Source organism: Coprobacter fastidiosus, assembly GCF_982245605.1.
This window is the reverse complement of the sequence record NZ_CEVCIF010000026.1, coordinates 20871-42144: the sequence shown is the minus strand read 5'-3', so window position 1 is coordinate 42144 and position 21274 is coordinate 20871. Positions and strand designations below refer to the sequence as shown.

Annotated in this window: 16 protein-coding genes; 1 reads left to right on the top strand and 15 read right to left on the bottom strand. The window is 39.2% G+C overall.

Translation table 11 applies throughout. The features are described 5' to 3' along the window. Window positions 1-52: 52 nt before the first annotated feature. Entirely contained in the window at window positions 53-448 is a 396-nt protein-coding gene (locus tag AC0UMU_RS08205) for a hypothetical protein (RefSeq protein ID WP_022601668.1), read from the bottom strand. A 146-nt stretch (window positions 449-594) separates the two neighbouring features. Between AC0UMU_RS08205 and AC0UMU_RS08200 the strand changes: the two genes are divergently transcribed. Then, complete coding sequence (locus tag AC0UMU_RS08200; protein WP_009318754.1) at window positions 595-882, top strand: helix-turn-helix domain-containing protein; 288 nt, start codon at window positions 595-597, stop codon at window positions 880-882. A gap of 30 nt (window positions 883-912) precedes the next feature. Here AC0UMU_RS08200 and AC0UMU_RS08195 read toward each other — a convergent pair whose 3' ends face one another. The 14 genes from AC0UMU_RS08195 to AC0UMU_RS08130 all read right to left on the bottom strand — a co-directional run bounded on the left by AC0UMU_RS08195 (window position 913) and on the right by AC0UMU_RS08130 (window position 20818). Further along, window positions 913-1905: a hypothetical protein gene (locus AC0UMU_RS08195; RefSeq protein WP_278715957.1), complete on the bottom strand. Its 993-nt coding sequence runs from the start codon at window positions 1903-1905 to the stop codon at window positions 913-915. 22 nt (window positions 1906-1927) lie between these two features. After that, on the bottom strand, window positions 1928-3238 hold the full coding sequence (locus AC0UMU_RS08190; protein ID WP_278715955.1) for an MBOAT family O-acyltransferase: 1311 nt from the start codon (window positions 3236-3238) through the stop codon (window positions 1928-1930). 396 nt (window positions 3239-3634) lie between these two features. Then, window positions 3635-3874, bottom strand: a complete 240-nt coding sequence (locus tag AC0UMU_RS08185; protein WP_022601674.1) for an acyl carrier protein — start codon at window positions 3872-3874, stop codon at window positions 3635-3637. Between the two features lie 8 nt (window positions 3875-3882). After that, on the bottom strand, window positions 3883-5619 hold the full coding sequence (locus AC0UMU_RS08180; protein WP_278715953.1) for an HAD-IIIC family phosphatase: 1737 nt from the start codon (window positions 5617-5619) through the stop codon (window positions 3883-3885). A 352-nt stretch (window positions 5620-5971) separates the two neighbouring features. Beyond that, window positions 5972-7144 (bottom strand): clostripain-related cysteine peptidase, encoded by a 1173-nt coding sequence (locus tag AC0UMU_RS08175; protein WP_423767138.1) that lies wholly within the window; start codon window positions 7142-7144, stop codon window positions 5972-5974. Between the two features lie 125 nt (window positions 7145-7269). Then, window positions 7270-9744, bottom strand: coding sequence for a DUF4906 domain-containing protein (locus tag AC0UMU_RS08170; protein WP_270738766.1), 2475 nt, complete (start codon window positions 9742-9744; stop codon window positions 7270-7272). Between the two features lie 24 nt (window positions 9745-9768). Then, window positions 9769-10953, bottom strand: a complete 1185-nt coding sequence (locus AC0UMU_RS08165) for a fimbrillin family protein (protein ID WP_270738767.1) — start codon at window positions 10951-10953, stop codon at window positions 9769-9771. A gap of 22 nt (window positions 10954-10975) precedes the next feature. Continuing rightward, a complete protein-coding gene (locus AC0UMU_RS08160) occupies window positions 10976-12001 on the bottom strand; it encodes a fimbrillin family protein (protein ID WP_122304493.1) in 1026 nt (341 codons plus the stop codon). Between the two features lie 118 nt (window positions 12002-12119). Further along, window positions 12120-13100: a fimbrillin family protein gene (locus tag AC0UMU_RS08155; protein ID WP_270738770.1), complete on the bottom strand. Its 981-nt coding sequence runs from the start codon at window positions 13098-13100 to the stop codon at window positions 12120-12122. A 47-nt stretch (window positions 13101-13147) separates the two neighbouring features. Next, entirely contained in the window at window positions 13148-14173 is a 1026-nt protein-coding gene (locus AC0UMU_RS08150) for a DUF5119 domain-containing protein (RefSeq protein WP_009318746.1), read from the bottom strand. After that, window positions 14170-15342 carry a DUF3575 domain-containing protein gene (locus AC0UMU_RS08145; protein ID WP_009318745.1) on the bottom strand — a complete coding sequence of 391 codons (1173 nt, stop codon included), beginning with the start codon at window positions 15340-15342 and terminating at the stop codon, window positions 14170-14172. The genes AC0UMU_RS08150 and AC0UMU_RS08145 overlap by 4 nt, the downstream gene beginning before the upstream one ends. 450 nt (window positions 15343-15792) lie before the next feature. Continuing rightward, the gene (locus AC0UMU_RS08140; RefSeq protein WP_009318744.1) at window positions 15793-17022 is read right to left on the bottom strand and encodes an AraC family transcriptional regulator; all 1230 of its coding nucleotides are present in this window, start codon (window positions 17020-17022) and stop codon (window positions 15793-15795) included. 352 nt (window positions 17023-17374) lie between these two features. Then, window positions 17375-18619, bottom strand: a complete 1245-nt coding sequence (locus tag AC0UMU_RS08135; protein WP_288640156.1) for an SGNH/GDSL hydrolase family protein — start codon at window positions 18617-18619, stop codon at window positions 17375-17377. 3 nt (window positions 18620-18622) lie between these two features. After that, window positions 18623-20818 (bottom strand): B12-binding domain-containing radical SAM protein, encoded by a 2196-nt coding sequence (locus AC0UMU_RS08130; RefSeq protein ID WP_288640155.1) that lies wholly within the window; start codon window positions 20816-20818, stop codon window positions 18623-18625. Window positions 20819-21274: the final 456 nt, after the last annotated feature.

Here is a 21274-nt window from a genome sequence, read left to right as displayed (position 1 = left end):
AAAAAAGGTGCTCTTCAATAAAAGCACCTTCTAATACTTACAACCACAAAAATTATTTTTGAATCAAACCTTTCAGTAATGAAATAAGATCATCGATCTGCTTATCTTTACTTTTTAAACTGTCTGCCTGCTTTTCAATAACATCCCAAACTTTAGCCGGAATAGAAACGATTCCCGAAGACTTAAATACACTACCATAATTACCGATAGATTCGGTCGCTACGGTTTTCCCTTCTGTGGGAACAAGCATCTCCCCCTCTCCTGTCAACAACCAACTTTTGTTCAGATCAGGAAATTGCAGAGATATGCTTTTCAATTTTGCCGGCTGTATAGAAACCCGCATATTGTTTACATACCCATATGATAAGCCACACCGATTCTCAAAACTTCTTATCGAAATTTTTTTATATTCTATAAATGCTTTGAGCCTCTCTTTTACTGAATCCATATCAGGTATTTTTAATTATATAACGAACAAAATTCATTATTTGTTTGGATTTTAACGAACATTGTTATATATTTGCATCGTAATAATATATATTACGAAACAAAAATATAAATATTACAGTGAATAAACAACTTTGATACAGAAAAATGACATTTAAAGATTTTCCTGTCGGCAATGCATCCTTTGTCGAATATTACAAATCTCTTCCCGACCGTCGGGTAGTAAAAGCACCCAAAAGTGCTTTTGTGGAATATATCGCACATAAAACATTGAAATCGGAAAAAACTGTACGAATGTGGATTGCCGGAGTACAAACTCCGGATGCTCTGACTCAAAAAGTCATAGCTGAGGAATTGGGAGTTCCTCAAGATCAGTTATTCCCTGAAAAAAAGTCTGCAAATACAAATAAAACGACCGTTAATCAAAAAATATAAAATTTTCCCCTCAATTTTCTTTTAAAACAGCTAAAAATCAGCGTTCACCGCTGTCGAGATTATAGTCGAAATTTTTTCAGCTCCCTTTTTATTAGGATGTAACGGGTCATAAAAATCATCTGAAGTAAGAGATTTCCGACAATCTATAAATTTCAATTGCGGCAGTTCTTCCCGCAATTTTCCGATAATCTTTTCTTGTTTTTCAGATGACAGACCTTTCACATCCGGAGCATGAGAAATAATTGCTATATACAACTTCACATTCTTTCGTTCTAAATAATCATTTGCTTTAATAAGCAAATCTTTACATTCTTCCGAAATAGAAAAATCATCAGCCCAAGAATAATCTTCCTTCTCCAACATCTGTATTATGGTCTGATAATTCGGAGCTTTATCTATATCGGACGGGAATAAATAAGGGAACTTCAAATCATCGAGAATACCGCTGTCAGGAGCATCCTCATCCAAATGAAGACGTAAAAAACGTATCAACCCCGAACTCACGGTTTGGCGGGACTTGAAATTATAATAAACATCCGGCCTATCTAACTTTTCCCAAAACGTCTTTGGGAGCAATTGCTTTATATCTTCATTCATCGGATATTTCCCCATTTTCAAAGCGATAATCGCGGGTTCATTAAAGACAAGCGGTTGCGTAAACTCCTCTAATTTAAAACATTGTATTACCGCTTTTGTATCATCAGGTAGCATCGGATAGAACAATAAGCTCTCCCCGATCGATTGCCCTACCGATGAGAAGTTATATGTTTCAGGATTTCCGGACAAATGTTCTTGTATCATATTGGCATCTACTCCGCTCATAGCTTTACTATTTCCGAAAACAACGATCTCCGGAGTTACAGTACGAGTTTTCAGAGCATCCAATATAATCCCTATCCGGGAGTAATCATTCGGAAACAATTTATATACATAGGGAGCTGTTACATTAAGTATTATCAACAACACGATAAATACTCCTCCGAATAGCGCCACATTTTCAATTTGCTTTTTTGTAAGTTTCATAATCTCATCACACAAAAATAATTTAGAACTGAAAATATATAAACGAAGAAGTATCTGTTCCGAAGAAATAAATCACCAACAAAAAAAACGAATAAGCTCCTAACCTCTTTACTCGGCTCAAATTATCAATAGACAATCCATACTCCTTGCTTCTTTGTTTCCATTCTATAACAAGCAACATAATAATAAACAGCAACGAGAATAAAAGCGTTCCGTTCGTGTCGCCCTGAACTTTCGGCAAAGACAATATGCCCGTACCAAAACAAGATAACAAGTAGTCAAAAGCTTGCGTCACATCATGCGCCTTAAAAATGACCAATCCTATTGTGACCAGCATAAATGTAAACAACATTTTCAAAACCATGCGAAATGTCGGCAATCCCCAATAAGTGGTTTTCATCTTGTTCTTTTTAAAAAAAGCCCCTGTAAGAATTAACGGAACAAACAACAAACCATGATACAAACCGAATGCGGCAAATGTCCAATTATCTCCATGCCACATACCTACTGCCACAAGATTGATGATAATAGCAACGATCATACCCCAATTGCCCCAATCACGAAACCGTACATTCAATGGCATAAATATATAATCGGTCAACCACGAAGTCAAAGACATGTGCCAACGACGCCAATAATCGGCAATATTCAACGCAAAAAACGGATAATTGAAATTGGGAGTAACCTTAACTCCTAAAATTTTGCCGACTCCGATTGCCATATCGGAATAACCTGAAAAGTCCGTATACATCTGAAATGAATATAAGACGGCAGCCAATATCAACGTACTGCTCGGAAATGCAGTATAACTACTCCAAACTTGATCTACGACAACCGCAATATTATCAGCCAATACCATCTTTTTAAACATTCCCCACAATATTTGACGCAAGCCGTCCGATGCCATATCATAATCAAAATGACGAGTTTGAGACAACTGCGGAATAAACAAATTAGGACGGTCTATCGGTCCTGAAAGAATACACGGGAAAAAAGAGACATAAGCTGCAAAAGAGATAAAATCCCGGTCTGCTTCTATATGACCACGATGTATCTCTATAATATAACTAATTAATTTAAAAGTGAAAAAACTTATGCCCAAAGGCATTATAATATTGAAAGTATGCCAATTAGTCTGTAAACCGAATGATTCAAACAATTCAGAAAAAGAAGTAATAAAAAAATTGAAATACTTAAAATACAATAAAATACCGACTCCCGACCACACACCTAAAGCTGTCAGAATCGATGCTTTTTTAGTATCTCCGCTTTTTTGTATTGCTAAACCCAAATAATAAAAAATGATCGTAACCGCAATAAGCAAAGGCAACATTTTCAGACTTGCATACCCATAAAAGAAATAACTTCCGACAAGTAATAAAAGATTCTGATATCTTGTATTTAAGCGGGGAATATAATATATAACGAAGAAAATTATAAAAAACAGCAAAAATTCAAATGAATTGATAATCATAACTTTATATACCGGTTTATTTTACAAATATTCCCTTCTCTTTCGATATTCTCTCCTGAACACTTCGACAAAATCGTTCAGAACCTGTTTTAATTTTGCACAGTCCTTTTTCGAGAGTTGCGTTTGAGAGTGTTTCTCTGTTTCCGATAAAGGAGCATAACAAGCTATATGACATGCAAAAACAAGAAACAGACCGGAAAAACGCAAAAATGACCTGATATAATTTTCTTACCGAAAAATTCAGACAGGTCACCGCTACAATTTAGCATGAATTGTTTCAACCATTTCTCCGACATTTTTCCAAGATAAAATTTCTTTTGAAGTAAATTTTATCTTAAACGATTTTTCGATTGCCACAACGAGCTGAATATGAGTTAAGGAGTCCCATTCTTCTATATCATTTGCCGTTGTCTGAGATGTCAATGAAATGTTTTCTTCATCCAATACATCCCTAAAAATATTTTGAACTTTACTTAAAATATCTTCTTGAGTCATATCATAAATTATTTAGACAATATATAACAAGTTTTATCTATATAAGAATCTACATCAAGCATATAAAGGTTTTTCTCCATTTCCGGTAACTTTACAAACCCTAATTGTGCATAATGATCCTCCACCATCTTATTTTTAACGGTCGGGATATACTCTCCGATAATCTTCTTAAACCCGTTTTCTCTGGCATATCTCACTAAGACATTCAGAGTAAACCGTTCCATTCCTCGTTTCAATACCCTGCAACTCATAAACCACGTATCGATAAAAAGAGTCTTAGCACGGTTGTCTTTCTCAAGTATAACCACACAAATAAGTCCGTTATCCCCGAACTTATCTGCAAGCGTAAATGTAAAAGGAGCATAACGTTCCGGGTCTTTACCCATGCGCTCGATATCTCCTTCAGTATAACGTACCGTACGCAAATTAAATTGATTAGAACGTTGCGAAAGCTGTGCGACACGGGGAATATTAAAAGGCGTAAACGCTTGTATATCGGAAACCATTTCCAGACTTGCAAGAAATTCATCTTCATTTGCAAAACTCATTCTCTCCGATACTCGCCGGGCTTCTACTTGATACTGTCGGGTACGTTCCGAATCTGCAGCAGAATATGAAACTGTTTCAAAAAGATTCAGTCCATACAAATATTCAAGATATTCACCGGGATCTTCCGGCAATTCAGGAACGACTATATCCGGAATATTCGCACGCACCATATTGCGTTCAAAAGGATTATCATCCAAAAATACCATAGAATCAAATCCTATATTCAGAATTTGCTGTATTCGACGTATATTATCCGCTTTATTTTCCCAATTAGCGACAAACACCGCGATATCATCCAATTTCAATATCATATCGGGATGTTTGACAAACGGCTCTTTCGCTACAGACTCGGTATTCTTACTGCATACTGCAAGAATTACCCCTCTCTCTTTCAGTTTTTTAATCCATAATTGGAACTCTGAAAAAGCTTTGCCGATACCCAAACCATGACCGATCTGAATATTTTCTATACCGTCATCTCCGATAACCCCTCCCCAAAGCGTATTATCGAGATCCAATACAAGACATTTCTTTATCTTTCCTTTCAGCACACAAATAATATCGAGTATTCGGGATGCAACCCAAGGTAAAGCTTCGATAGACAATACCATTTCGGTACTGACATAAATCGACGGCTGAAATACGGCATCCCGCCCCAGTTTATTCTGTATCGTCGCTAGATCGCAGATATAAAGATTAGGACATTCCCGAGCTACCTCCATCAATTTGTAATTAAGTTTACGCAATTGATAAAGGAAAGAAAATTCTACCTGATTGGCAAAATTACCGAAAACGGCATCGTCTATTTCCGGATAATTACAATAAATAATTTTCGCATCGGTAGTCTCACAAATTGTCCTCACAAAATCCAAACGTTCATCAGCCAACCGTAACCGGTCTGCATCCCCACATTTCCCATACCGAGTAAGTAATTTATGCGTTGACTGGAAAACAACGATATAATCTGCATCAAACCGATATAGATCAGATGCTTTATCCAGAAACTGTCGTTCTACCTGATTATATTCTGCTTCAAAAAGCTCTATATCAAAACCTCGCTCCACGCCAGTACCGTAAATTGCCATAGCGAGAAACTGCGTGGCTGTATCACCGACAACTGCAACTTTAATATGCGGTAAATTTTTGATCTCAGCCCGTCTGGAATATATCTTTTTTAAAGCGTTGAAAGAATTCATATCGTCATTTTTGTTTCACAAAGACAGACTGCATCCCAGCAAAATAATCGAATATATTTTTATTTTACATTCGGTTTGCACGGTCTTTCTTTCACAAAGATATATCTTTTAAAGGAAATCATAAAATGTAGGTCGGCTTTTTCCTTCCACAAATAAATCGAAGTCATATTCAAAGCCAGTTTTAATTCTCCGATAAGAAAATGTTATCAGATCATTTTTACGTCTTCTTCCGGTCTTTTTCCCCATTTTCATTTGTCTGGTAGCCCGCCACCATCTCCGTAAAAACCACAAAATACCCTTGAAAGAAACTTTCAAGTTCGACCCGAACAAAATTTAGGCAGGCTCTTAGCAATTAATGCGTAGCCTTATACCACTCCGTATCGGTTTTTGACACGGTAAGGGAATGTTTACTCGGATCTGATGTCGTTATTCCAGAGAAAGTATAAATCGGAACTCTACCTTTGGTCACAGAATAAAAATAGTCCGTATGCACTTTATACGGCACAGCCCGAGACAACTGCTGCTCAAACCGTTCCAACAAAACGGGATCTTTACACAACTTTTCTACATAATCTCCGTAATCGTAAAATATTATCGGAGTATATCCGTCCATCCGTTGCAAAGTATTTTCAGAAGACTCATCGAAAATATATTTCGTATTAATTTTTTTCATAATCATCGCAAGATCTTCCAATTCGGCACAAACCGTCACCGCCAACGTTCCATAAGGCATGCCATAAGTCGAATAAAAGTCATAAAAGCCATCACAGATAGCCTGAAAATCGGGATCATCCAACAAATATTCACCGATCACGGCATAAGGCATCCCGTATGCCATGATCTCACTGGCAGAAGCAATCAAATAATCGGTAACATTTCTCAACTCATAAGCGACCTCGATCGAAGACATATAACAATCGTCAAACAAAATATATTCCATTTTTATACCCGCATCCGCAATACCTTTAGCAAGAGTACTTATATCTGTCTGATATTCGCTTGTCAAACCTCCGAAATAACGGGTCAACGGTTTTCCCTCATAGTCCCAATGCATTTTTACAGAGGAGGCAGACATTGTCTTCATTCGATCTACCGGAAGCCATCCCATACCATGACACCCGATCGTCATGGCATATACAGATGCAGGAGCAAATGTCTTCATATCATTCAATATAGAGGTAATGCCCTCTGCTGTCGTAAATGACGGATTCGTATAATTTTTCAACGTCTTGCGTTCACATTTACCATTTCTATAAACAATTTCGAACATAGAAGCCTCCGTGCTGCTGGAAGACATAAATACGACAACTTTTTCATTTTTTAATCCCCGCTTTTTGATGCACTCTTCCATATCCGAAATATTCGTATAAAAATTCGTTGTCAGATTAGAAGACCAAGGCAAATACATAAATAGCGTTTTCCGACTTGTCGTCACTATATCAGGCTCATCTTCTTCACAAGAAAAAAGAAAAAAAGATAAAATAACCCAACAAAAAATCTTCGCCTTACCGTATCGCATATTCATGTATTATTTTTTAGAATTTCAAATATAAGCATTACAAAGAAATTTGATCATAATATTAAAATTAAAAAATAAGGATACCGCATAAATACGTAGTATCCTTATCTTACATTAAAAATTTACTTCCGTTAATCGTCCATAGGCTCAGTATCTACCCTGAAAGCCCGAATACGTAATGATGTCGTACGTAAAGCATAACCACCGTTACCTAACTCATAAGCATAATGATCTGCTCCTTCTCCATCACCACCTCCACTATTTGCATAACTGCCATCTGGCAATACTTTCGTAGCTCGGGCACGGACACTACTTTGCCCACTTGAACCGTTCTCTCTTTCCCCCGCTGAAGCACTCCAATAATAATTGTCCTGAAACTCTCCAAAAACAGTATAATACTGAGTTAAAGCATCTTCCATCTGACGAATACCGGGCAAGAACCATTTGCTTTTATTCTCTCGTTCATAATAATTTGTTGTAAAAATACCCCATGTACCATAATCAGTCGATATAGAACCATCGACATTGCGTTTATTTCTATTGTAACAATATTGAAATGCCGATTTCGGAATATCCTGCAAAGTCATTCTGCCTTGAGCTAACAAATATACAACAAAAGGCGTATATGGATGCCCATCATTAAAAACTTGCCCCGGTTCTTCATAACCACTCAACAAATTATAACGTTCCTTATATAATCTCGGAATAGTATAATTATCAAGATTCGAGTTTTTATCCGCCCAAGGCAATCCTGTATAAACTTGATCGGTAGAATATTCATCCAACGGGTCATAATGATCCAAGTATTCTTCATATTGCTCCATATATAAAGTACCACCGTCACGCATATTTACCGACAATAAATGAACTTGTTCCAACACTACCGTACGGCGTTTTATTTCCTTTCCGTTCTCCTTATAAATTAAAGTAACTGTCGTACGTCGATTTTCTGTTGTCGACAGATTCTCATCGATATAGAAATAAATTCTATCCCGAGAATTATCGACCGTAACTCTCTTACCCGTCTCACTCAACGTTCTCGTAACCAATCCTTTTGTAAAGAACGCTCGTTTACCGTTACCGGCTGTCCACGCCGTTCCGACAGCCAAATGAGTTCCCGTATTAGACCCCTCATCATAAGCAGTAAAACCCGATTCCGTTACAGTCCCCTTCTCCATATCGGAAGCCTTGATTTTCTCCATCCGAATCCAGTCAGGAACAGTTACCGGAGTTTCACTACCGTCCGGCACTTCTCCCAAAATCACCTCCATAGTCGGATTTTTTGTAGCTTTATCGGCAAACATATAGACATCCATCGGCGTTACACAAAAATGGGCATCATGATTACGTTCACGCAACATCGCAATATAAAATTCATTGTCATCTTCTTCAATATTCACCCGGGCGTCAAGGGTATATTCACCTGTCTCTATATTTTGAGAAGTCAATCCCTTAATCGTAATATTATTTTTATATTGATGATTACGTTTTACCTGAAAATTATCAGTGTGATTCGCTCCCAAATAAAGCGTATAGCGTACCTCATAAATTGCTCCGTTATAGGTAGTATAAAAACCGTGTAACTCCACTGCCGCAGCATTTTTATTAGCGAGATAAGGTTTATAACGTTGTTTCTGGTAATCCTTAATACTATCGGGATAAAGCCCTTTTTCTCCTGCCAAAGAAGGATCTGCCCATTTCTCTCCCTCATCTACTTTCCATTCTGCATTCTGCATATTCTCATACATATAGAAAGTAAAGGCTATCTGCCCGTTCTTATTAAAAATCGTACGTTGCATCGATGTCGTTATACTCTTTGTCCAACCATCTTCCCAATCGACCCCTGTTTCGGTATTTACCGCAGGAGTAGAAAAAGGTACTTTCGTAGAAATATTTTTGGCTGTCCATTCTACAAGAGTAAGAGCAGGCAGATTATTTTCCTCAACCTCACTATCGAGTTGAATATCGACATCTATACGTGCCATCAAAGCCGTCAGATCGATACGCCGTTCATCATCCGACGAAGTTTCTGTTTTAGTAAGATCGATCACTTTAGAACCCACCATCGGCATTCCTCCAGAAGGCAAACCGAGCGAAACACTTTCCGGAGCATAAACAAGATTTTTTAAATCCGACAGTTTCGTAATGCCATCAGGCCGTCCGTCTCCATCCCCGTCTCTTCCGAAAATAACAGGATCAACATTCGCAACAGCATACACAGTAGCTTTACTGGCGAGATCTTTATTCGCAAACGCCTGATTATCTATCTTAAGAAGAGTCACTCCTTGTCCGGGAGCATAATAGCCTCCCTCATCAGGAGCATCTCGATATCCCGAAAGATACCCACCCTTCAGATATTCTCCGTCAGAACCAAAAAAGAATATATAAAGCTGATTTATTTTTTTCTCGTTCTCATCTTTTATGTCGCTCGCTCGAGTCGTTACTTTCAGCATATCCATCGGATCACCAAAAAAACTAAGCGTGGTTATATTTCCCGTCGATACGACCGACGAGTCGAATAATTCTTCTTCTCTACAAGCTGAAAAAACTATTATAAGGAACAGAAAAGCTATACTTAAAATTTTATTGATCTTTACCTTTATCATCTTTGCCTCGCTTTTACAATCGTTTCACTCAAATACCACATCATCATTCGTTTCATCACCATCATCAGCTTCTCCATCTTCCCATTGTCCCTGATTATCAACGACAAACTCCAACACGAAAGCATCACCCACAAAATTGAGTTGAGCCGTATATTTAATGCCGGGGCGAGGAGAGAATGTTCCGGGACGCTGTGTCTCATAAAAAGTCGTTCTCCCGTTGAAAGTATAATCGATCCTGACTTTTACATCTTCTCCGAAACTGGTATTTGTCCCCGATATCAACAACAAATGCTCTCCCCCCAACAAACCAGAAGAGGTAACTGTCTCATTTTTATTCGCATCCGGAGGTGGTAACGGTAAATCACCGTCAAATATCGTATAAGTCCCTACATAACGATCATCTTCAGGGAATGTATAAGATGCCACATCTTTTGTCAGATCTATCTTTATCGTTTTATAGAACGATCCGCTCAAAGTAAGAGAATGCACCGTTAAATCGAATTCACTGAAATTATTCACCTCAAAACCAATACCTGTCAGTATATGGCTGAAATTGAAACGCAAATTACCATCAGATTTTCTACTATTATACAATACAGCGAGCATAGCATCAGGAGTCTCGGAATGGGAAAGCGGATGGGTCAGAGCAGAACCGCTTTGCGGCATAGTAAATGTCAATTTAGGAGCTCCTGCCGTAGTCTCGGTTAAAGGCTGATCGACCGTAAACGCTTCTTCATAAGGATAATAAGCGATAAAAGAATAATGGTATTGATCTGCTCCCGTAATAGCCCCAACCGGATTATTATTTGTATCATAACCGTCGCGATACCAAAATCTCGGATCATTATCCGTACCGCCTTCTCTGTCATAAGTGCATCCGTTAACTCCCACGATCACTTTTTGTTTAAAGAATACATCCGGCGGACATTGGTTTCTTTTTAATGACCAGACACTGGAAGCGGAATGATAATTCGGCTCGGTAGTTCCTACGGTATATGGGACACAATATCCCAATACACCGAATGTTTCACCCGGAGCAAGAGCATTTTTCAATGTACTGCGGGAAACGGTTTCTACCGATAAAGAGGGTGTATCGAACAAAATAAGATCGGACATTTTCGGAACGGAACCGACAAGATTTTCCTCCCTGCAAGCAACACAAGCAACCAAAAACGCACCTCCATATAACAGATGTCTCAAGCTTATCATATCAGACTATCCTTTTATTTTATCACTCGACAATAATAATTCCACCCGTAGCTTCACCCCACGCATTTACAGTAGGCGTATCGAACAATATCCGGTCTTCATCCGAAACAGTAAACGTGTAACGATAATGCTTACCCGCTTCCCATGTCGTCAACGGCAGAGAAACCAACGGAACCGTAGATGTGCAGGGTTCTCTATCCGACGCCGAAGAATAAGTCACTTCAAAATAATATTCGATAGTAAGATCTTGCGGAAACAGTAAAGCATCTATCAAGGTCGTTCCATCTGCATTTACCGAAATCTCCTCGCTTAACACAGCAAAGGGTTCGTTCTTTGTAGTACGGTCGCTCTCATCGGTAGAAATAGTCCATCCTGCAGATATAACTTCTTTATCGATTAAGTCGGCTGCAGAAGCTGAAAAATCGGCCGTCTTATGCATACCGTAAAGCTTAGCGGAATGGATAACCGGATTAAAACCTTCGATACCGTCTGCGGCCGCATTACGTTTTACCACAAACTCCACACGTGCTAATAAATGACCGAACGTGAAAGCCACTTTACCGGTATTACTGCCGGAAATATTCAAGGCAGAAGCTGCCATGAGATCATATCCTTTAGAAGCGTCGAAAGCCGTAACAGAAAGATCTCCGTCTTCATCATAATGGGCAGCAGTCGCTGCATTTGCCATTAGATCGGTTACCGACGGATATAAAGCGTAAAATGAGTATGTCTTGTCTGCTTTCCAATAGCGTAATCCCTCATAGGTCCAAACAGAACCGTCCGGTGTCGATACCGTAGTAGCATTAAAAACTTCATTGGCAGCATCTTCCGGCACATACCACCCCCACACAGAGAAAGAACTGCCCGGAGTAAAACTCTCTATCGCAACCCGAGTCAATGCCGGAGTACGGAAATCAATCGCCATGCCATCGACTCCATCTTCTTCCGCATCATGTACGAGAATGTTTGTACATGATGTCAACAGTAATGCAACCGTTGTCACCGGGAAATAAAAAAACTTTTTCACTATTCTTCCGATTCTTCCCATATATACCTGCTTATTTCTTTGACAAGAACACCAACCGTTGAAGTGCTATCTCGATTTGTGACTATAAGGGGACATTCAACCCCTTATAGCCTATCTATCTTATAACTAAAAGTATATTTTAATTGACACTGACACTCAGATCAGGATTGGTAAATTCTTCCCAATCTGTTACTGTTGTTACATCAAACAATATAGGTTTCAATGTTTCGTCCACTTTATCCGGATTGATCGTAACTGTATAATTATATGCTAATCCGGGTTCCCACTTGTTTGCATCAGCAATAGCCATAGTTCCCGAGAAAGAACCTGTCTTACTATAGTCACCGCCATCAGTTACGGTTACTGTGAAATCAACACGAATCTCATTCGTGCCTTCCTGAGGAATCACATATTTTACTTCTGACTCTGCCTGACCTTCAGCTGTTGCATAATCGTCGATATCGGCAAAAGAATATTCTCCTGTTTTGTCACCTGACCACGTACCGACAACGTTATTTACCATCGTACCGGTTGCGGTCTGAATAGCTTGAGAAATCTTCAATCCCGAAACTTTCATCGTATAGGTTTCGACAGCATCGGTTTTGAATGTAAATTTAACTTTAGAAAGCATATGATTGAAAGAAAGTTGCACCTTTGCAGGATCAGCAGAACCATCCCATGACACATCGCTTGAAGTAGCAGCAATCAAGTCATTTGCTCCGGCAGAATAATCTGAAAACGTCAAAGTCTTAGATGCAGGCTTATACGATATACCTGTAGTCAACTGAGATGTTCCGTCGGCATAAGCTCCGAAATTATAAGTTTTATTTACTTGCCAATAAGCGGTCTCTTCAGGAGTCCAAACAGCACTGCTACCCACAGAAGCACCCGAAACCTTTACATTGTTGAACACATCAACCCATGACGCTCCATTTTGATAACCACCATACACCCAAAACTGCGTAAAATTGGCATTTGTCACATCTGCTCTTGTGGCATTGTTTACAAAAGTATTCGAAAAATTGATCGCACGAGACTGCGGTATATCTACCACTTCATTGTTCGTACAACCGGTTAAGGCTATAACAGCCACTCCAAAAATCCATAAACTTTTTTTCATAACTTCTACAATTAAAAATTAATAAATTACTTGTCACTTTTCTATTTTTAGTTTAACGGAAGTTCTACATCGATATAATCTCCCCAACCGTCCACTGTTACGTCGAAGCTGCCGCTTCCTTCTGTTCCTTCTTCATCCGATATTTCAATATCTTTCACGACAATAACGCCACCGCGAGGCTGCCCTGTAACTTGATCCGTCACATCAAACTCAAAAGTCTTGAATTTTCCGTTCAACATTCGCACCTCCAAATTCAAGGCATAATGCTTTCCCTGTCTACCCATAACATAATGATCTCCAGGATAATCCGGCACTCCGAACGAATAGACAAGAGCTTCTGCACCGAAATCTTCTACCGTGCAATCGAACATTACCGTTACGGCATCCGCACCCGTATGTCCGTCTTCGAGGTAAACGCTTTCTGCCATACCTGCCAATGCCCCCCGCGCTAATGCCACATATTGCGCGCCCTTTTTAAATTCGTAACGTATCAGATAGGTATAAGTCAACGGACGCATAATAACAGGTAACTCTATCGACTCTAACGTACGTTCTGCAAAATGCTCCTTCACATAAGCACCGTAAAGCATATCCGGCGGACTCACCGTACGTTCTCCGGCATGCAACTCTTTAAAACCTCCACGCGTACGAGTACGGGTAGTAGCCGAAGCAGAAGCCGAAGTGGTAAGATCATTGAAAAGAATATATTCGGTATCATTATTATAAAACAGCAATGAATAGACACCCTCTTTCATAGGCAAACGGCCACCCTCTGCCGACAAATTATTTTCGGAAAAACCGCCACCGGCAGAATAGACAAGAGCCCGGATGCCCTCAGCAATGTCCGGACGCAATTCATCATATTCACGTCCCCACAAAACATTCCAATTCTGCTCCCAATCAAAATCATAGACGCGTTCCCACTCCTGTTCCCAATCGGCGGCCACCACCGTTTTTACCGAAGCACTATGTAGCTCATGGTCATAACATAAATCTTTCCGGCATCCGAAAGTCAATAGAAGCAGTATCAGAAACACTCCGTACCTTATCATCGCAGAGAGACAGTGTTTCATCTTCCACCTCCTTTCCTTTCCATCCAACAACCGATATTCCAGACAAAAGCCAACTTCAGTTTTAATGGACCGAAATAATTGGTACGTATCGACTGTTGATACACATAATGTTCGTCAATAGGTAAATAATCTTCAGAATCTGCATGCAGGAAACCCGCACCGATACCGGCCTCTAAAGCAAAATATTTTCCGATAGGAAACATATATCCGTAACTGATACCGGCATACTCGCCTTCACCTTTATAACCTCGATTTCCGTTCTCCAGATCATACCAGCCTCCACCGATGAACAGTCCGAAATAATGTCCTTTACGAGCTCCTTCGGATTTGAACCAATACCGCACTTCAGGACTAATCTGTGCCAACTGGTAGTATTTATGTTTCACATCTTTATGCCACCACGCCATAGTACCTTCCAAGTTGACCGACCAATGTTTGTTGAAACGGTATTCCAATTCTAACGAAGGCATAAGTAATACATCATAAAGGAGATTGGATTTGATAGACAAAGGAATGTTACGATGAGAATATTTCGACTCACGGTTCATTATAGAAACCGACTCTACTTCCGGTATTCCTTCAAGTTCTTTTTTGAAAATCGTGTCGAACTCTATAACCGCTTCAAAAGGAATCGTATCTAATTGTGTCGATATTTTCCTAGTAGAATATACCGTATCAGATCTTTCTTCTACTTCCGGAATAGAATTCTGTGCTACAGAAGGGACATTCAAATACTCAACATCCACTAACGCCACAATATCCCTCATTCCTTTATAGGGTACGGCTTTATTAGATGTACGATAATAAGCCTCTTTCATTCCCAAATGGGTAATAAAATAAGATTTTACCTGATTACTGCGATTTTTAGCCGCCGCCATATTTTCCTTTTCGGTAGGATAAGATTGGCAAAACCCCTGAATGCGAATAACCGCATCACCGCTAACAATCGCTTTACGATGCATCCTGAGCAATTTCATAGCTTGAGAAATTGCTTTTTCATTACCATTATAAGGAGAATAAAACATCAATCGCTTAGGCACAAAGCGAAACAGAATAGCCGTATCCGAACAAAAAGGCTCATTATTTCCTTTCTCCCGATTCTGCCCCTGGCTTACCTGTACAATAATGAACAACGAAATTAATATACAAACGATATTCTTTACACGCATTTTTAGTATGTTGAATATATCTAAAAACTCTCAATACTATTTCGTCAACTTACCCCCCCCCCATGCATTAAATTGTAAAACAACAACTTAATATAACAATTATAAAAAAACAGAACAAAAAAATGTTCGTTTGATTGGACAAAGGAGTTTAATTAAAAATATTATTTTAATAAATAATATAAATGCCTAGAAACCAAATTACTATATAATTATTATTTTATATATGAAAAAAGTTTTATCTTTGTCCAATCAAACGAACATTTTTTTCATCATAGATTTGTTCTCTACATATTGATACGCAATTGTGCAGATATGTTATTTCTCACATCTGGGTAGGAAATTTGTGTGCCAAAATTATGGACAAAGACCTAAAAGAGGATTACCATTTTGTAAAATAAAATTTGCAATACGTAAAAAAGATGCTTTTATAATTGCAATTCGACAGAAAAATTACGGTTTGGCGGATCGTTTACGATAACGGCTCGGAGTCATTCCGTCATGACACTGCACAAAACTACGGTGAAAAACAGCCGGAGAAGAAAAACCGCAACGTTCACCAATCTGTCCCACAGGAATATCAGGATTAGAAACCAACAATATTTCAGCCTCGCGCATACGATAGCTACGTACGACACTGCTAAAGCTATCCCCGAAACCTTCGTTAAATACACGGGAAAGATAAGTACGATTTAACGGCAAAAATTCCGACACATCCATTAATTTAAAATCCTTATTTAAATAAGGCTTTTTATCCGTCATCCAACGAGCTACTTCATCCCGATATGTAGACAATTTTCCAAGAAACGCACTGTCATCTTCGGAAAGATTGAAATTTTCAAAAATATCTCCCGACAGCAATTGCTCCTCTTTACATACAGCTTCTCTACGTGCGGTCATTTCATCCAATGTATGGCTGAAAAAATCTTCTGTATAGGGATTATAATGAAATAGCCCCTTATAAAGGGTATAACAAAAGAAAAGCTGTACCATAAGATTATGCACAACAAAACATCGTGTATTTCCGTCAAACAATAACCAAAAATATGCACAACCTATTAAAAATACTCCAATGATATAATTTCGCAGCCATGAGATCTCCATGTCCTCAGTTGCAGCATAATTAGACTGGCACCACTGTTGATAAACCTCACGATACCGCCAAGTCAAACGCAACAATGACAGAAGATAAAACCCGATAGAAACAAGCAACAATAAACGATACCAAACATTAAACTCTCCAATGTGTTCAAAAAAATCGTCAATATCATGCAACACAAGAATTTTTTGTCCCAACAAAGGTAACACAGCATAATAAAACAGCACGAGCATGATATAAGGAAGTAACAACAATCCTATACGTCTTAAATTAAGCCACCCAGGACGTACTATTTCCAACGGATAAAGCAACAAAACTATCAAGAAAAAATTACCGGCTACAAGCACAAGTACATCTAAAACGCCTGTACTTGTAAAATCAAAATTCAGAATTCCTGTCAACATGCCTATAACACGCGTCATGTAGATAAGCCCCCATGTAAACATTACCAACGATAACAAACGACGCGAACGATTGCCTCCGGAGCGTAGAAAAAGCAAAGTTGCACCACCCACACAAATCACAACAGACATCGTAAGCAATACCTGCAGTATATCGGCATATTCAGGAATCTTCGTATTCATAAATAATATGCAATTAAACCCGCACAAAATTAAAAAATAATGCTAAAATATAAAATCTGTAATTCATTCTATCTCAACAGATAAAACATATAATAAAAACGTTTCCCGAACAATATCATCAAGATTTATCAAATTATCTTCTCAAAATTCACACGATAAGCCATATAAGAGCAGATCTAAATTTTTCAATAAAAAAATAGCATCAGCTCATCTTTGCGTTTTCTTTCAGTTCGTTTTCCTTTTTTTCACTCATTAGATAGCCGCTATCTTCCTCGTAAAAACAGAAAAATCTTTTCGAAAGAAGCTCTCATTTCTCCCAATAAGAAAACATTCTAATAAATGGAAATAACATTCAAATTAATGTCAATGTATATTTCAACCACGCATAAATTTGATATCCCCAAGCATAATGGGCATTGCTATTCGGGTGATAATGAGAAGTATCATAAGCCGGTGTCCTTAATCCGGAGGTCGAGATTTCATAAGGTACTGACTCTGCCGACGGCTGAACATAATAATTAGGAATATAAAAAATCTTTTCGGCAGGATTTTCCAACTGTTGCAAAACAGGATTCCAAGACCAGCATTTATAATGCAGATTATTTTTAAGTAAAGTCATGGCATTGGAAGAAAAATCATAATCCGGATAATATTTCGAAAAAGCCGTACCGAACGCATCGGTCAGTGACAATCCGACAATCATATCGGGAAACTCTTCTTTAATACGGGAAACCAAAGAAGCGATCTGGTCTTTATATTCCTGATTGTAAAGGTCATTTAATCCTAACTGAATAATGACATGTGTGGGAGTACTCACATACGCATCGGTTACAGATTCTGCCGACAAAGGTTCTCCGTCATCGGTATGTGTTCTAAAACGTTTCAAATAGACTGCTAATGAGAATTTATTCTCCCCCGGCCGATCTTCATCATAAAAAGGATTTTCGGACTTTTCTACAACACGAGAATAGAGATAATCCGAAAGTCTCCAACCGCCCCGGCATTCGCCATATCCGGTACAAGTCACAATTCCCTCGTCCGTAAGGACACTAAAGGTATTTTTATTTGTCGTACCGATGGTTATAAAATCCGACACTGTCGGCATTGTACCATCAAAATATCTATCCTGCATAAAAAACTGCCGGGCAATCGACCAAGAAACCGACGCTCTTCCTTCGGGGCAATTCCACTGTCCTCCATATCCGGCACCTACACTATCTCCTATCGGAAGCAAGCGTATCTGCCGACCTTTACCTATCGTTGATTTTGTCGAAACCCGAGTAATCGTAACCGGGACATCGCATTTATTTATCCCGACCGAAATATCAGTCTCTTGGACATCCGAATTTTGAACAGATTGATCGCTCCCGAACGGCAACCTATCGTTACCGGTAGCCTGAAAAAAAAGCGGAGCTCGTTTTTTCAGGTAAAACATGTGATCAAGATACAGTACGGGCAGATCGGGATAAGGTTCTTCGCCCTCATGATAAACTGCATATATTTTCTGGGGATACACAGGAGTATAAATCTCCTCCTCTTTGTCACAAGAAAACAACAAAAGCGACAATAATAGCGATATGAAAACCTTATACTTCATTTATTATAACAGATACAAACCATGTTCCCTTAACGACTGCCAAAGCGGAGTAGTGATAAACTGATCAAAACTTCCGAAATGACAGGCTTTGAATTCAATCTCCAAATCTTTCAAAGTTACCGTTTTCTCATTTTTATCCGATAACCGGATTAACAAATTTTCCAGCCACTTTCCCCAATCGGCTTTTAACTGAAAACGGGCATCTCCATCACGAAAACGGAACAAGAACTCGGCAGTACGGACATTTTTTCCTTTCTTATTCCGGTCATAATAACGCACTTCCGGTAGTAGCGCTAACAAACAATATACTTTCTTATGCCCATCACGCTGCACACAATCTTGTTCATCAACAAGAAAACGAGCGACATAAGTTGGCGGAATTTGTGTCTTGGGAACCGGATCATCAAACCATTTATGCAAAGGCAGCTCAAAACCAGCTCCACGCATATAATTATATAGAGATTTCCGCAATCCCTCTCCGAAAATATCATGATCAGCTCCGGCAGTATCTTCAAAATCAACATCATTTCGTGCAAACCCTCCGAACGGTTTTTCGGTAATTCGCACCGTATATTTCTCGGGATGGCATCCTACCGGACTATGAGCTGTCAAGGCAAACCGATGCCAAAAAGCAGATTGCACCAGTCCGTTCAAAAAAAGTTGCCGTACGACTTCTAACGAATCGATCGTTTCCTGAGCTGTTTCAGAAGGAAACCCATACATCAAATAAGCATGCACCATAATTCCGGCAGCAGTAAAATGATCGGTCACTCGAGAAACCTGCTCCAAAGAGACACCTTTATTGATCAATTTCAACAAACGGTCAGAGGCAACCTCCAAACCTCCTGAGACGGCTATACACCCGGACTGCTTCAACAAACGGCAGAGATCTCGTGTATAACTCTTTTCAAACCGTACGTTTGTCCACCACACGACAGACATACGACGTTTCAATATTTCCAACGCCAACTCTTTCAACAGCATAGGAGGCGCTGCCTCATCTACAAAATGAAAGCCTCTTTCTCCTGTAAGACGTATCATCTCCTCCATTCGATCGGCAATTTCGACTGCCGTCAAAGGCTCGTATCGACCTATATAATCAAGAGACCCATCGCAAAAAGCACATTTCCCCCAGTAACAGCCATGCGCCAGAATCAATTTGTTCCATCGTCCGTTACTCCACAGGGCATGCATCGGATTAGTGACCTCGATAACCGAAAGATATTTATCCAACGGCAGTCCTGCATAATCGGGAACACCCCTTTCCCGCATCGGAACATCCGGAATTTCAGGATTGTTCAAATAACGAACTTCTCCGTCCCGACATAAATAAGTGCGGACATAACTCGCTTCATTCCCGACCAATAGCTGACGTAAAGGCGTTTCACCGTCATCCAACGTAATAAAATCGACATATTCAAATACCCGAACATCGGACAATTGCCGTAATTCGGTAGAGGCAAATCCTCCACCCATCTCCACCCGAATATCAGGATAATTATCTTTTATAAATTTACCGCAACGTAATGCACTGTACAGATTTCCCGGAAAAGGAACGGACAGCATCACCCAATCCGGATTGCAACTTTCTATTTTTTCCCGCAAAACAGAAAACATCAACCGATCTATATAAGTAAGGGGTTTATGCAATTCCTTATACAACTCGTCAAAAGATGAAGCCGAACGGCCCAGTCTCTCGGCATAACGGCTAAAACCGAAATGAGGATCGATAACTCCCGTGATAAAGTCGGCAATATCCTCGAGATAAAGCGTTACAAGATGCCTGGCCTTATCTTGTAATCCCATCGTACCGAATGCCCACTCCATATCTTCTTCCTCAGGTTTTCGATTACCTGCGGGGAGAAAAGATCCTTCGCAAATCGTATGAGCCAAAGTTTGCTCTCTTCCTTGCAAATAAGCTATTGCCCTATCTACTGTCAGAACATATTCTTCCCGGAGGACAAATGTTCTACGAAATTCCGGAGTAATATGCGATGAATAATATAATTCTGCCTCACGAAATATCCGACGAAGCCCATCTTTTGAAAAAATCCGCAAGATTACTTCCAAACCAAGATCCATCTGATCGGATTTTATTCCTAATGTATTAAGATACCCTTTCAAACAAGCGGTTGCCGGATAAGGTGTATTTAACTGCGTAAAAGGCGGCGTAATCAATAATACAATATGATCGGACATAGTATTTCGTTTAACAATGAAACAAAAGTATCAAATTCCTGCCATATTCCCAATATTATCCGTCCCGATAAACGATAAGATATCCGTTCTACCGAGAATTACAAGATATCCCACCAATTAAAAAAGGTATAAAACCATGAATCGAACCGAGCCAAGCATAACCGAATCGAACAAACAAATGTCATGCTTTTTTTCACTTAATTACTGCCAATGCTACCATAGAAATGCTAAAAACACAAACTATTCAATCAACTCTCATTTCACGACCCGGACGCTACGTCTCTGTTGAAATTCACAGAAGCAATAGAAGTAACCGAATAACCCGACCAAAAAAACGACACTCCTTAATCGGATCGTAATCCGGAGACCTCCTGTATCGTTCCAACCCACTTATCCGATGTGATCTACAAACCTCATGACATACACCACCTATTCTTTCGACAATCGACTTTTCCC